At 57.7% G+C, this 12,946-nt stretch carries 11 protein-coding genes and 2 pseudogenes; 6 read left to right on the forward strand and 7 right to left on the reverse strand.

Going from position 1 to position 12,946, the window contains the following annotated elements:
• Positions 1 to 44: 44 nt before the first annotated feature.
• Positions 45 to 2,048 (reverse strand): alpha-1,4-glucan--maltose-1-phosphate maltosyltransferase, encoded by a 2,004-nt coding sequence (locus tag PSH88_RS15925; protein ID WP_305421462.1) that lies wholly within the window; start codon positions 2,046 to 2,048, stop codon positions 45 to 47.
• A 216-nt stretch (positions 2,049 to 2,264) separates the two neighbouring features.
• Between PSH88_RS15925 and PSH88_RS15930 the strand changes: the two genes are divergently transcribed.
• Positions 2,265 to 2,438 (forward strand): hypothetical protein, encoded by a 174-nt coding sequence (locus tag PSH88_RS15930; RefSeq protein WP_305421463.1) that lies wholly within the window; start codon positions 2,265 to 2,267, stop codon positions 2,436 to 2,438.
• 16 nt (positions 2,439 to 2,454) lie between these two features.
• Here PSH88_RS15930 and PSH88_RS15935 read toward each other — a convergent pair whose 3' ends face one another.
• Positions 2,455 to 2,955 carry an MgtC/SapB family protein gene (locus PSH88_RS15935; protein ID WP_305421464.1) on the reverse strand — a complete coding sequence of 167 codons (501 nt, stop codon included), beginning with the start codon at positions 2,953 to 2,955 and terminating at the stop codon, positions 2,455 to 2,457.
• Positions 2,956 to 3,084: 129 nt separating this feature from the next.
• On the opposite strand from PSH88_RS15935, the gene PSH88_RS15940 reads away from it, so the two are divergent.
• The 3 genes from PSH88_RS15940 (at position 3,085) to mapR (ending at position 6,523) form a co-directional block, all read left to right on the forward strand.
• Positions 3,085 to 3,318, forward strand: coding sequence for a DUF3203 family protein (locus PSH88_RS15940; RefSeq protein WP_305421465.1), 234 nt, complete (start codon positions 3,085 to 3,087; stop codon positions 3,316 to 3,318).
• A 195-nt stretch (positions 3,319 to 3,513) separates the two neighbouring features.
• Positions 3,514 to 4,944 (forward strand): cytochrome c oxidase accessory protein CcoG, encoded by a 1,431-nt coding sequence (ccoG, locus tag PSH88_RS15945; RefSeq protein WP_305421466.1) that lies wholly within the window; start codon positions 3,514 to 3,516, stop codon positions 4,942 to 4,944.
• 169 nt (positions 4,945 to 5,113) lie between these two features.
• On the forward strand, positions 5,114 to 6,523 hold the full coding sequence (gene mapR, locus PSH88_RS15950) for a GntR family transcriptional regulator MpaR (RefSeq protein ID WP_305421467.1): 1,410 nt from the start codon (positions 5,114 to 5,116) through the stop codon (positions 6,521 to 6,523).
• Positions 6,524 to 6,691: 168 nt separating this feature from the next.
• Here mapR and PSH88_RS15955 read toward each other — a convergent pair whose 3' ends face one another.
• The gene (locus tag PSH88_RS15955; protein WP_305421468.1) at positions 6,692 to 7,357 is read right to left on the reverse strand and encodes a hypothetical protein; all 666 of its coding nucleotides are present in this window, start codon (positions 7,355 to 7,357) and stop codon (positions 6,692 to 6,694) included.
• Positions 7,358 to 7,535: 178 nt separating this feature from the next.
• The gene (locus PSH88_RS15960) at positions 7,536 to 7,700 is read right to left on the reverse strand and encodes a hypothetical protein (RefSeq protein WP_305483294.1); all 165 of its coding nucleotides are present in this window, start codon (positions 7,698 to 7,700) and stop codon (positions 7,536 to 7,538) included.
• Positions 7,701 to 8,013: 313 nt separating this feature from the next.
• Here PSH88_RS15960 and PSH88_RS30480 point away from each other — a divergent pair.
• Positions 8,014 to 8,122 (forward strand): annotated as a pseudogene (locus PSH88_RS30480) (GntR family transcriptional regulator); the annotation flags it as partial.
• A 151-nt stretch (positions 8,123 to 8,273) separates the two neighbouring features.
• On the opposite strand, the pseudogene PSH88_RS15965 reads toward PSH88_RS30480, so the two are convergent.
• Positions 8,274 to 8,750: pseudogene (locus tag PSH88_RS15965) on the reverse strand (SDR family oxidoreductase); the annotation flags it as partial.
• A gap of 572 nt (positions 8,751 to 9,322) precedes the next feature.
• Between PSH88_RS15965 and PSH88_RS15970 the strand changes: the two are divergent.
• Positions 9,323 to 9,757 (forward strand): hypothetical protein, encoded by a 435-nt coding sequence (locus tag PSH88_RS15970; protein ID WP_305421469.1) that lies wholly within the window; start codon positions 9,323 to 9,325, stop codon positions 9,755 to 9,757.
• Positions 9,758 to 9,873: 116 nt separating this feature from the next.
• Here PSH88_RS15970 and PSH88_RS15975 read toward each other — a convergent pair whose 3' ends face one another.
• Together PSH88_RS15975 and PSH88_RS15980 are read right to left on the reverse strand one after the other, a co-directional pair.
• Complete coding sequence (locus PSH88_RS15975; RefSeq protein ID WP_305421470.1) at positions 9,874 to 10,620, reverse strand: SDR family oxidoreductase; 747 nt, start codon at positions 10,618 to 10,620, stop codon at positions 9,874 to 9,876.
• 116 nt (positions 10,621 to 10,736) lie between these two features.
• Positions 10,737 to 12,818 (reverse strand): putative bifunctional diguanylate cyclase/phosphodiesterase, encoded by a 2,082-nt coding sequence (locus tag PSH88_RS15980; protein ID WP_305483295.1) that lies wholly within the window; start codon positions 12,816 to 12,818, stop codon positions 10,737 to 10,739.
• Positions 12,819 to 12,946: the final 128 nt, after the last annotated feature.

The following is a 12,946-nucleotide window of genomic DNA, read 5'->3' on the forward strand; positions in this document are numbered from 1 at the left end:
CGCTATCGCAGGCAAGCCAGCTCCCACATTGATCTTCGCCAGGTTCAGGAACTGGTAATCCTCCAAATCCCGAACGGCTGATGCCACGGTTCGATCCGCATGAACTGGTACTTGCCGTGCCAGGTCCAGCGGTGGCCGTTCATCAAGTCTTCGCCCTGGGTGCTGGCATCGTCGGGGAGGCCCATTTCCCACAGCGGCAGTTCAAAATTCGCCTCCTGGGCGTGATGCGGATCAAGGCTGACGGCTACCAGAATGAAATTGCTGCCGTCGACGCTGCGTTTGCCGAAATACAGAATGTTGTCGTTCCAGGCGTTGTAGACCTTCAGGCCCAGGTGCGTTTGCAACGCCGGGTTCTGCCGGCGGATGCGGTTGAGCTGGGCGATTTCGGCAATGATGTTGCCCGGTGCATTGAAGTCCCGAGGGCGGATTTCGTACTTCTCGGAATTGAGGTATTCCTCCCGGCCCGGCACCGGTGCCGCCTCACACAGTTCAAAACCCGAATACATGCCCCACAGCCCGGAGCCCATGGTCGCCAGCGCGGCACGAATCAGAAAACCGGCGCGCCCGGACTCATGCAGGAACGCCGGGTTGATGTCCGGCGTGTTGACGAAAAAATTCGGCCGGTAGCATTCACGCCACGGCGATTCATTGAGTTCGGTGAAATAGGTCGCCAGCTCGGTCTTGGTGTTGCGCCAGGTGAAATAGGTGTAGCTCTGGGAGTAGCCGACCTTGCCCAGGCGCGCCATCATCGCCGGCGTGGTAAAGGCTTCGGCCAGGAAGATCACCTCGGGGTACAGCGCCCGCACATCGGCGATCATCCACTGCCAGAACGGCAACGGTTTGGTGTGAGGATTGTCGACGCGAAACAGCTTCACACCCTCCTTGACCCAGCCCACGACGATGTCACGCAACTCGATCCACAGGCTTGGAATCGCATCCACGGCATAGAAATCGACGTTGACGATGTCTTGGTATTTCTTCGGCGGGTTCTCGGCGTATTTGATCGTGCCGTCCGGTCGCCAGTTGAACCAGCCCGGGTGCTGTTTTAGCCACGGGTGGTCCTGGGAACACTGAATCGCGAAGTCTAGAGCGATTTCCAGCCCATGCTCGGCAGCGGCCGCGACGAGCCGGCGAAAATCTTCGCGGCTGCCCAGTTCCGAGTGAATCGCCTCATGCCCGCCCTCTTCGCTGCCGATGGCGTAAGGGCTGCCCGGATCGTCGGGGCCGGCGGTCAATGAGTTGTTCGGACCTTTGCGGTAGCTGCGGCCGATCGGGTGGATCGGCGTGAAGTACAGCACGTCGAAGCCCATGTCCTGGATCATCGGCAGCCGCGAATGCACGTCGTTGAAGGTGCCATGACGGGCCGGGTCATCGGTGATCGAGCGAGGGAACAATTCATACCAGCTAGCGAATTGCGCCAGCGTGCGCTCCACCTCCACCGGGTATTCCGGGCTCAGGCTCAGGAAGGGACGATGGTCATCAGCCTGGGCCATCAAGTCCGCGCTGCGTTGGTGCAGAAACAAGGCGACTTGCTCGGTTTCGAGCAGACCGGACAATTCATGATGCAACGCCGCCAGTTGTTCACTGAGCGGGCCTTCGGAGCGTTCGGCGGCCTGCTGGACGTGAGTGCGCCCTTCCTGCAGCTCCAGGCTGACCGAAACGCCGACGGCGTGTTTTTTCTCCAGCTCATAACAAAAACTGGCGTACTGATCGATCCAGGCTTCGAGGCAGAACACATAGCGCCCCTGCTTCTTGACACGAAACTGGCCCTGCCAGCCGTTATTGCCCAGCTCGGCCATCACCTCGCTCTGCCAGGTTTCGTCGCCGTCGGCACGCCAGCGGATGCGCACGGCCAATTTGTCGTGACCGTCGGCAAACACTTTGCTGGTCACCACCACGTCCTGATCAATCACGGCTTTAACGGCGAATTGCCCGCCATCGAGGGTCGGCATGGTGTTTTCGATCACGATCCGCGGCAGCAGTAACGCCTGCGACAGCGGTATATGCGGGTTGTAGCTCAACTCTGTGGGTTTTTTCTCAGCGGTCATCGAGCATCTCTCCTTAACGCCCCAAGGACGCTCTTGTGCCTGGTCGTCGTTCACACGAAGCGATCTGCCCCGGCATGAACTCACTTAAGTTCCGAACAGCAGGCGCCGGTAAAAGTTCAGAGGGATTTGCCAAGTCTTTCGGGGAATCAAATTCCCTGAGTACGGGTCAATCAACTTAAGCACGACTCACGCCATCTGCCACTGGAGACTGTAGCGATGAGTATTCCAATCCCGGCCGAGACACCCGATCCGAACATCGATCAGCCGACGATACCGCCAACGCCGCCGACCGAACCCGACCCCGTCCCCGCGCAGGAACCGCCAGGCACCAGACCGCCACCCCGGGAAGTGCCGCCGAGCAGCCAGCCGCCGGAGATCGTGCATCCGTAAACTGCATGAAACTCACTTACGGGTTTCGATCCTTTTCAAACTGGCGCACGACGACAGGCATCACAGCGAGAATCACCAACGCCAGCAACGTACTGAGCACCGCTGTCGCCTCGCGCCCCATCCCGGCCGAAACGCCAATGGCCGCCGTCATCCACAAACCGGCGGCGGTGGTCAGGCCTTTGACATGGCCCTCGTCGCCATCGGTGTTTTTCAGGATAGTCCCGGCGCCGAGAAAGCCGATGCCGGCGATCACACCCTGCACCACGCGGCTCATGGCATCGGCCTGGGATCCTGACATCTGCGGCACCAGCACAAACAGCGCCGCGCCCAGCGCCACCAGCATATGGGTGCGAATCCCGGCGGCCTTGCCCTTCTGTTCACGTTCGAAACCGAGAATGCCGCCCAGCACAGCGGCCATCAGCAAGCGCACCGTAATGCGCGTCAGTTGTGAAGCATCGCCAATGTCCGCGAACTCCGCTTGCAGCGTCACCCAAACCTCGTGCCACCAGGCGTCCATGGCGCAGTCCTTGTGATGAATTAATGACTCGATAAAGGATGGACCGCACCCACCATTAATCGGTTGCACAGAACGATGACTGGTGGATGAGCCCTAACGCTCAAGAACCCGCAGAAAAAGGACGCCCCCATGACCGTGCGCATCGAAAACCAGACCTGCTTTTTCACCACCGAAAGTGGCGAAGAAATTCGTCTTTGCCCCGACGTGACCATCATCACCGACGGGGAAAAATCCATGTCGGCGGTGGACCTCGACGGCCAGCGCATCTACATCACCGAAGCAGAAGCCGATGCATTGACCGTAGCAGGCGCAACGGATGGGCGTCGGCATCTGAAGGCCACGGACAGTGATTCGGTGATTTGACTGACCCGCATCAACACCCGTCGCAAACACTTGGCATAGGTGTTTGCGGCCAGCCGTTGCGGGTGCATCAAGTTGTCGCAGGCGGGTGCCAGGAACTCATCTGATCCGCTTTTTATTGCTTTAGCTGAGTCTGTTATGCAAACAGATCGCTGGTCATAGTGCTCAGGCCTGATGGAGGCTGATGAGCGAAAGACCATGAGCGATAGAATCCCCGTCCGAACCGTTGAACCTGCCTCATTTATAAAAAGCAATGAGCCTTTGCGTCCAAAGACAAAGGCCAAATCCAGCGACAACCTGATCCACACCCGCAGCTTCACGGGTTTGTTCCGCACCCTGCGCATGAGCGGCGCGGGGTTTCTGTTTCTGCTGTTCTTCGGCACGGTGTGGCTGAACTGGGGTGGCCGCCAGGCGGTGCTCTGGGACCTTTCCGAAAGCAAATTCCATATCTTCGGCGCTACCTTCTGGCCACAGGATTTCATCCTGCTCTCGGCGCTGCTGATCATCGCCGCGTTCGGCCTGTTTGCGATCACCGTGTTCGCAGGCCGGGTCTGGTGCGGTTACACCTGTCCGCAGAGTTCCTGGACCTGGATCTTCATGTGGTGCGAAAAGCTCACCGAAGGCGAGCGCAACCAGCGGATCAAACTGCAAGCCGCGCCCTGGGGCCTGAACAAACTGATCCGCCGCTCGGCCAAACACACCTTGTGGCTGGCCATCAGCCTGCTCACCGGCCTGACCTTTGTCGGCTACTTCACGCCGATCCGCCCATTGGCCGAAGAACTGCTGACCTTGCAAATCGGCGGGGTCAGCCTGTTCTGGGTGCTGTTCTTCACCGGCGCCACTTACATCAATGCCGGTTGGCTGCGCGAAGCGGTGTGCATGCACATGTGCCCCTATGCGCGCTTCCAGAGCGTGATGTTCGACAAGGACACCCTGACCATTTCCTACGATGTGGCCCGCGGCGAAAACCGTGGCCCGCGCAAGCGTGAGGTGAAACCTGCCGAGGTCGGACTGGGTGATTGCATCGATTGCCAATTGTGCGTGCAGGTCTGCCCGACCGGCATCGACATCCGCGACGGCTTGCAGATGGAGTGCATCGGTTGCGCCGCGTGCATCGACGCCTGTGATTCGATCATGGACAAAATGGGCTACGCCCGGGGGCTGATCAGCTACACCTCGGAACATGAATTACAGGGTGGCAAGACTCACCTGCTGCGCCCGCGCTTGATCGGTTACACCGCCGTGCTGCTGGTGATGATCGGCGCCCTCGCCCTGGCGTTGGTGGAGCGGCCGATGGTGTCGCTGGACGTGAGCAAGGACCGTGGCCTGTTCCGCGAGAACAGTGCAGGCCAGATCGAAAACATCTACAGCCTGAAGGTCATCAACAAGACCCAGCAACGTCAGGATTATCGATTGACGCTGGTCGATGGCGATGGCTTCCAGCTGCAAGGCAAGACCGAACTGAGCCTGGCCCCCGGTGAGATCGTCGATGTGCCGGTGTCGGTGGCCATGACCACGGAACGGCCGAACAGCAGCTCGCAGACCATCAGTTTCAAGATTGTCGACAGCGATGAACCGGACATCTACAGCGTGGCCAAGAGCCGGTTTGTTGCGCCGATGAACCGTTGAGCCTTTAAGATGCAGTCCTTTGTCAGATGCGGTCCTCTGTGGCGAGGGAGCTTGCTCCCGCTGGGGTGCGAAGCGCCCCCAAAATTTTACGACTGCTACGCAGCCGAGCGGGAGCAAGCTCCCTCGCCACAACAGCGCAACCACTGAATAACTTCAAACCGGGCCTTTGATGAAACGCTACGAAAAATTCGCCGACGACATCGCTGAACTGATCCGCTCCGGCGTCCTCGGTCCCGGCCAGCGGGTGCCATCGGTGCGCTACGCCAGCCAGACCTACGGCGTCAGCCCGTCCACGGTGTTCCAGGCCTATTACCTGCTCGAACGCCGTGGCCTGATCCGCGCCCGGCCGCGTTCCGGCTACTTCGTCAATGCGCATGCACCGAGCCCGTTCTCCGAGCCGGTGATCAGCAGCCAGGTCAATGAGTCCACCGAAGTCGACGTCAGCGAACTGGTGTTCTCGGTGCTGGATTCGATCAAGGACCCGAACACCGTGCCCTTCGGTTCGGCGTTCCCCAGCCCCACGCTGTTCCCGCTGCAACGCCTGTCTCGCTCGCTGGCCAGTGCCGCCCGGGAAATGGACCCACGCATGGTCGTCACCGACATGTCGCCGGGTAACCCGCAACTGCGTCGGCAAATCGCCCTGCGCTACATGGTCGGCGGGCTGATGCTGCCCATGGAGGAACTGCTGATCACCAACGGCGCCCTCGAAGCCCTGAACCTGTGCCTGCAAGCTGTGACCGAACCCGGCGATCTGGTGGCCATCGAAGCTCCGGCGTTCTACGCCAGCCTGCAAGTGCTGGAACGGTTGAAGCTCAAAGCCGTGGAAATCCCCGTCCACCCACGAGACGGCATCGACCTCGGCGTGCTTGCCCAAACCCTGGAACGGCATCCGATCAAGGCCTGCTGGTGCATGACCAGTTTCCAGAACCCCATGGGCGCGACCATGCCCGAAGCGAAGAAGCAGGAGCTGGTGGAGCTGTTGCGCGGCCATCAAGTGCCGCTGATCGAAGACGACGTCTACGCCGAGCTCTATTACGGGCAACAGGCGCCGAAACCGGCCAAGGCTTTCGATACTGAGGGGTTGGTGATGCATTGCGGATCGTTCGCCAAGAGCCTGGCCCCCGGTTATCGCATCGGCTGGGTCGCTGCCGGGCGTTATGCGCAGAAAATCGAACGCCTTAAGCTCATGACATCGCTCTGCGCCTCGATGCCCGCTCAGGCCGCCATCGCCGATTACCTGCAACACGGCGGCTACGACCGGCACCTGCGCAAACTGCGTTACGCCCTGGAAGAACAGCAAAGTGCCATGCTCGCCGCCATCGCCCGCTACTTCCCGGCCCAGACCCGCGTCAGCCAACCGGCCGGCGGTTACTTTTTGTGGCTGGAACTGCCGCCGCAGATGGATTCATTGAAGTTGTTTCAGATGGCATTGGCACAAGGGATCAGCATTGCGCCGGGGCCGATCTTTTCACCGACCCAGCGGTTCAGGAATTGTATTCGGTTGAACTACGGCAGCCCGTGGGATGAGGCGGCCGAGAAGGCGATGGAGACGTTGGGTAGGATCGTACGCTCGTTTTGACAAAATACCCTTAGTCGCAAAAAAGTCCTGCCAACAAAAGCTGGCAGGACTTTTCCTGATAAATAAATCGATGCCTGACAAGTAATACCCGGCCAATACCGGCCAACCTCAGCAGCGACTACAACATGCAATGGCTCTTCTCCAAGCGCCCCTTAATGATTGGCTCTCTCAGCCAACATCGCTCAATTCCAAAACGCCCGCCCCCCTGACCTGCAAGCCAAGATGCACTCCATTAGGCCAAAACATCACATGTTCAGCATGCAAAAATGTATCCGAGAAATATTGCTGCGGGTCATTTCGAAGGCGCCCTTCTTGTTTATAGAAATAAGTAGGCTCGCCAAGCTGATCCTCTACCAGTTTAAGAACGCTGTAAGCGGACGATGCTCCGCCCAAGAGCCCTTCTGACGCACTCGACCTCTTAGCCACATTCCTCAATCGAAAGAGATCGGGTGCTACGGTCTCAAGATAGAATCGTGTCGGCTCACCTTTCTCCAACACCATCAAGTTTTGAGTTGACGTTTTTTCACCCCTGGCGTCCAGGATACTTTCCATACTCAGAAAATAACCGTAAAACTTCCCGGGTGTCGCAACACGGAGCGTATAACGATCATTATCCCAACGAAAGTGAATCAACAATGGCGCATCGCGTTCGTTATCAGCCACTGTCAGGAAACCACCTTCACTCCGAAGCTGACGATCATATTCCACGCGTTGAGCCGGCGTCAGACGCGGTCGCTTCAGCCTGTTCTCCATAAGCTGATAGTTCAATACCAACGGCTTCCCCTCAAGAAAAAGATAGGCCACCATAGACTTATTTTCATCTTCCACACTCATTCAAACACCTTAACCTTAAATAGAACAATATTACTTTAAATATTCCCGCCAGCAAAATAAAAACAATACAACGACTGACAGCTTGGTGACCACATCGAAAAACAGCCCCAGTGTAAATGGGTAGCGCCTGCAACTTATTTACAGCAGGCGCTCGCTGCCAACCTCACAAAGAAACAGCTTATTCTTTTAGAAAATTACGTTTGCGTCGTTCCAGAATCAAATCATCTGCAAACTTGGCCGCATCCGACAAAAAATTTGCGGGGGAAGTCACCGAAAAATTGCTGTACACATGGTTCAGTATAAAACCTTCCCAAAGCGCCACTTCATCCTGATAAATATCCATTTAAGTTTTCCATTAATTAGTTTAAGCCCCACCTCTTGCAGAGCGCCAACAAAGAATAGTCACCCAAACTTCAAAACTCAACGTCCTCCCCACAACAAACCCAATACAAAGAATGTCGGAAGTACGTTTTCTTACCAAACTCGCAAGAAGTCATTAGCCAGAAAAAAGACAAAACAATCACAGACAACACAACAATATAAAACCAGTAACTACCAACAAAAGCATGACGCTAATTGATGGGTCCCCCCGCAGAGTGGACGATCCAAAAAAGAAGGGGCATAACTGATGGAGTGTTGTTTTCAAGGCCAATCTTTCACCGACCCAGCGGTTCAGGATTGTATTCGGCTAATGACGACAGCCCGTGGGATGAGGCGGCCGAGAAGGTGATGGAGACGTTGGGCACAATCGTGCGGTCGTTCTGAAAGTTCGATATTGCCGGCGCTGGCCTCATCGCGGGCAAGCCTCGCTCCCACAATGAACTGTGTTGGTCAAAAAGCTTGTGAACGACACAAATCCTGTGGGAGCGAGGCTTGCCCGCGATGAGGCCAGCACTGACAAAGCAACGCATCAGGTTTAACGCCCACCGCCAAGATCGACGAAAGTCCCCGTCGCATAAGAAGCCTTATCCGACAACAACCACACAATCGCCTCCGCCACTTCATCCGGCCGCCCACCCCGAGCCATCGGGATCGCCGATTCCAGCTTGCTGACCCGATCCGGATCACCGCTCAGCGCATGGAAATCGGTGTAGATGTAACCCGGCCGCACGGCGTTGACGCGAATCCCCTCGCCCGCTACTTCCTTGGACAGGCCAATGGTGAAGGTGTCCAGCGCGCCTTTGGACGCTGCGTAGTCGACATATTCGCTGGGGGCGCCCAAGCGGGCAGCGACCGACGACACGTTAACGATGCTGCCGCCCTGCCCACCGTGTTTGGGTGACATGCGCAGGATCGCGTGTTTGGCGCAGAGGATCGGTGCCAGGACGTTGGTCTTGAGGATTTTCAGGATGCGGAATTCGGACATTTCGTCTATCCGTGACTTGTGCCCGACGGGCACCGGCGTGCTTGGGCGCCGAGTGCGCGGCTGCCGCCGGTGATGACGATGACTTTGTCCATGTTGGCATTTCTCCCGTTTCAAGCGTAAGCAGTCGGGGCCAAAAATAACCGCCATTGCGGTTTTACATGAACCTGCGTCAATTCCAATGACACAGACCTGTGGCGAGGGAGCTTGCTCCCGCTGGAGTGCACAGCGCTCTCCCAACCCAGGTCGTTGCGATACATCAGATAAATCGAGATGTCTAGTTTACGACTGCTACGCAGCCGAGCGGGAGCAAGCTCCCTCGCCACAACAGCACACCCGCTGAATAACTTCAAACCGGGCCTTTGATGAAACGCTACGAAAAATTCACCGACGACATCGCTCCCGCATAAGAAGCCTTGTCCACTAAACCAAGCTCCGACGAACGGCCGTGAATTTGGTGAATACCTATTACTTCTGACAGTAGACGGGAGTGTTGCCGTATTGTTTAACTAAGCAGGAGTTCACTTGACTAGCCCAACACTAGTTAAAGTTAACTTCTTCTTAAACTCGCTCGCAAGCACTCAAAACCTCAGGGATTGCAAATGAACAATTCAAATCCTATTCACTACTTCACAAACTTTGACCATGGATGGATTACCGCCCCAGGCAATGAAACAGTCATGAAGGACGACCTTCATCATTATTTATCCCTACCCCTAACACCTGGCGGTGACATTTCGTCGATAGAAGTGAGAAAAAAGCTCGAAACCGTGTTTGAGCAGCGCCCAATCCAAATTGATTTGTGCGTCCGTCTACCAGAGGGCCTCGAGGTGACGCAATTTGCTGTCACTGCTATAGGAGAGGCAAACGGTGGGTATGGAGATTTCACTATTCCTCCATCGGATGGGCAATGGCACGACACATCCGCTTCGTATACACCTAAAACCAGTGGACTAAATACAATCTGGATTCTCCTAAAAGCAAAGGCGGCCAGTGGAAGTATAGACATTGATAACATTTACATTGGTCAGCGATAACATTGATGTTGGTGTGAAACACGGCCCCCGCTATATTGACTGAATAGCCGTGTTTCACTCTCGTTGCTTCATGAACTGATGTTTCTGATCCAGTTCCAGCCTACATTCCCGCTTTTTTACCGTCCGCCACCAAGATCGACGAAAGTCCCCGTCGCATACGACGCCTTATCCGACAATAACCACACAATCGCCTCCGCCACTTCATCCGGCCGCCCACCCCGAGCCATCGGGATCGCCGATTCCAGCTTGCTGACCCGGTCCGGATCACCGCTCAGCGCATGGAAATCGGTGTAGATGTAACCCGGCCGCACGGCGTTGACACGAATCCCCTCGCCCGCCACTTCCTTGGACAGACCGATGGTGAAGGTGTCCAGCGCACCTTTGGACGCTGCGTAGTCGACATATTCGCCGGGGGCGCCCAAGCGGGCAGCGACCGACGACACGTTGACGATGCTGCCGCCCTGCCCACCGTGTTTGGGTGACATGCGCAGGATCGCGTGTTTGGCGCAGAGGATCGGTGCCAGGACGTTGGTCTTGAGGATTTTCAGGATACGGAATTCGGACATTTCGTCGATCCGCGACTTTTGCCCGACGGTACCGGCGTTGTTCACCAGCGCCGTGACCCGACCGAGTTCGGTGTCTACGCGGTGGAACAGACCGATCACTTCGTCTTCGATACTCACATCGGCGCGTACCGCAATGGCTTGGGCGCCGAGTGCGCGGACTTGTTCCAGCACACTGTGCGCCGCCTGCTCGTCGGACTGATAGTTGATACAGATCCGATAGCCTTGTTCTGCGGCCAACAGAGCCGTGGCGGCGCCAATTCCGCGGCTGCCGCCGGTGATGACAATGACTTTGTCCATGCTGGCATTTCCCCCGTTCAAGCGTAAGCAGTCGGGGCCAAGAATAACCGCCATTGCGCGGTTTTGCATGAACCTGCGTCAATTCCAATAACGACAACCTGTGGCGAGGGGGTCCATCAGCCCGCAGCCAGCTGCTCCCCACGATGAACATCGGCCATGAAGCGATCGGCAGGCAGGGGATGCCCCAGCAGATAACCCTGCAACGAGTCGCATCCGAGTTGGGTCAGGAAGTCTTGCTGGACACCGGTTTCCACCCCTTCGGCGACGATCCGCAAACCCAGTGCCTGGCCGAGGGCGACGATGGCCGAGACGATGGCCGCGTCGTCGCTGTCGTGTTCCAGATCGCGGACGAAACCCCGGTCGATCTTCAATTCATTGGCTGGCAGGCGCTTGAGGTACATCAAGCTCGAATAGCCGGTGCCAAAGTCATCGATGGACAGGTCGACGCCCATTTCCGAGAGTTCCTGCAGCACTGTCATGCTCGCATCGGCGTCGCTCATGGCGGTGGTTTCGGTAATTTCCAGGGTCAGGCTGTTGGCTGGCAGATGATGAGTGGCCAGGGCCTTGGCGACGCTCTGTACCAATCCGGCATGGCAGAACTGCAAGGCCGAGAGGTTCACCGCGATGCGCCAGTCGGTGTAACCGAGCACATACCACTCACGCATCTGACGGCAGGCTTCGTTGAGCACCCACTCGCCGATCGGAATGATCAGCCCGGTCTTCTCCGCAAGATCAATGAAACTGTCCGGCTGCAGCATGCCTTGAGTCGGGTGCGCCCAGCGCAGCAACGCCTCGGCGCCCACCGGTCGGCCATTGCCGGCGTCGAACTTGGGTTGGTAATAGAGACTGAACTGATGCTGATCGAGAGCATTACGCAGGTCTTGCAGCAATTGCAGCTGTTTGCGCGCGTTGCTGTTCATCGAGGCGTCGAAGAAACGATGGCCGTTTTTCCCGGCGCCCTTGGCGTGGTACATCGCGGCGTCGGCGTTCATCAGCAATTCCTCGGCGGTCTGACCATTGCCCGGATAGAGCGCGATGCCGACGCTGGCGGAAATCTGCAAGTCATGCTCCGCGACCCGGAACGGTCGCGCAATCAGCCCCACCTGTCGCGCCGCCAGGTTCAACGCGTCATTCGGCTCGGTGAGTTGCACCAGCAGCACAAATTCATCGCCGCCGATCCGCGCCAAGGTGTCCTGGCTGCGCAAATCCTCGCGCAGGCGCAGGCTGACCTCACGCAGCAACTGGTCGCCCATGTGGTGCCCGAAAGCATCGTTGACCGGTTTGAAGCCGTCCAGATCAATGAACATCAACGCAAAACAGCCGCCCTGCTCCTGCACCCTCGACATCGCCTGATCGATACGGTCGGCCAGCAATACTCGGTTCGGCAGCCCGGTCAGTGTGTCGTGCAGCGCCAGTTGAGTGAGTTCTCGATTGGCTTCGGTCAGCGATTGAGCGAGGTCCGCGGTGCGAGCCTCCAGGCGTGCATCGAGGATCGACGTCAGCAAGGCAATGCTCAACACCGCCAGGGTGGTGATCAGAACAAGACTGTCCAGTCCCTCGCCGTTCAGGCCATCAGCCGCCGCACCACAGAAACTGCCATCGGCAAAACGAGCCGCAGCCATGCCGGTGTAGTGCATACCGACGATGGCGATGCCCATGATCACCGCTGCTCCGCCGCGGATCAGACGAACATACGGTGCGTGCCGACGCAGGCGGAAAGCGATCCACAACGCCGCGCCCGACGCACCGACGGCAATCAGCAGCGACGCGCTAAACAGTGCCGGGTCGTAATCGATGCCCGGCTGCATGCGCATCGCGGCCATGCCGGTGTAATGCATGGCGCTGATGCCTGCGCCCATGACCAGCGCGCCGAACAACAGTTGCCAGGCCGGCAGTTGTGGCTGGCTGACCAGCCACAGGGCAAAACCGCAGGACAAGACCGCAATCAATAGGGACAGCGCCGTAAGGGTCGCGTCATAGCCCAGATCAATCGGCAAGGTGAACGCGAGCATGCCGATGAAATGCATCGACCACACGCCAATGCCCATCGCAAAAGCGCCGCCAGCCGTCCACAGATGCACCGCCCGCCCCTTGGACGTGGCGATGCGACCGGTGAGGTCGAGCGCGGTGTAAGAGGCCAGTATCGCCACACAGAGCGATATGAAAACCAACGTAAGAGAGTAACTACCGATGAGCATGGGACTTCTCGCGACCGCTCCCGCATCCGTTCTCGGGGGAGCAAAGTCGGGGATTGTACTGACTCCGCTGACGAACGCACTCACAAAGTCATCAAAAGGCCATCAAGGCGATTGTGGCGAGGGAGCTT

It is taken from the genome of Pseudomonas wuhanensis (genome assembly GCF_030687395.1).
Taxonomy (GTDB): Bacteria; Pseudomonadota; Gammaproteobacteria; order Pseudomonadales; family Pseudomonadaceae; genus Aquipseudomonas; species Aquipseudomonas wuhanensis.

Bases quoted from the DNA above. Each gene is read 5' to 3' on its own strand.
- PSH88_RS15970 (WP_305421469.1), top strand. From the start codon at position 9,323: ATGAACAATTCAAATCCTATTCACTACTTCACAAACTTTGACCATGGA.
- PSH88_RS15975 (WP_305421470.1), bottom strand. From the start codon at position 10,620: ATGGACAAAGTCATTGTCATCACCGGCGGCAGCCGCGGAATTGGCGCC.
- PSH88_RS15925 (WP_305421462.1), bottom strand. From the start codon at position 2,048: ATGACCGCTGAGAAAAAACCCACAGAGTTGAGCTACAACCCGCATATA.
- PSH88_RS15980 (WP_305483295.1), bottom strand. From the start codon at position 12,818: ATGCTCATCGGTAGTTACTCTCTTACGTTGGTTTTCATATCGCTCTGT.
- PSH88_RS15940 (WP_305421465.1), top strand. From the start codon at position 3,085: ATGACCGTGCGCATCGAAAACCAGACCTGCTTTTTCACCACCGAAAGT.
- PSH88_RS15935 (WP_305421464.1), bottom strand. From the start codon at position 2,955: ATGGACGCCTGGTGGCACGAGGTTTGGGTGACGCTGCAAGCGGAGTTC.
- PSH88_RS15960 (WP_305483294.1), bottom strand. From the start codon at position 7,700: ATGGATATTTATCAGGATGAAGTGGCGCTTTGGGAAGGTTTTATACTG.
- mapR (WP_305421467.1), top strand. From the start codon at position 5,114: ATGAAACGCTACGAAAAATTCGCCGACGACATCGCTGAACTGATCCGC.
- PSH88_RS15930 (WP_305421463.1), top strand. From the start codon at position 2,265: ATGAGTATTCCAATCCCGGCCGAGACACCCGATCCGAACATCGATCAG.
- ccoG (WP_305421466.1), top strand. From the start codon at position 3,514: ATGAGCGATAGAATCCCCGTCCGAACCGTTGAACCTGCCTCATTTATA.
- PSH88_RS15955 (WP_305421468.1), bottom strand. From the start codon at position 7,357: ATGAGTGTGGAAGATGAAAATAAGTCTATGGTGGCCTATCTTTTTCTT.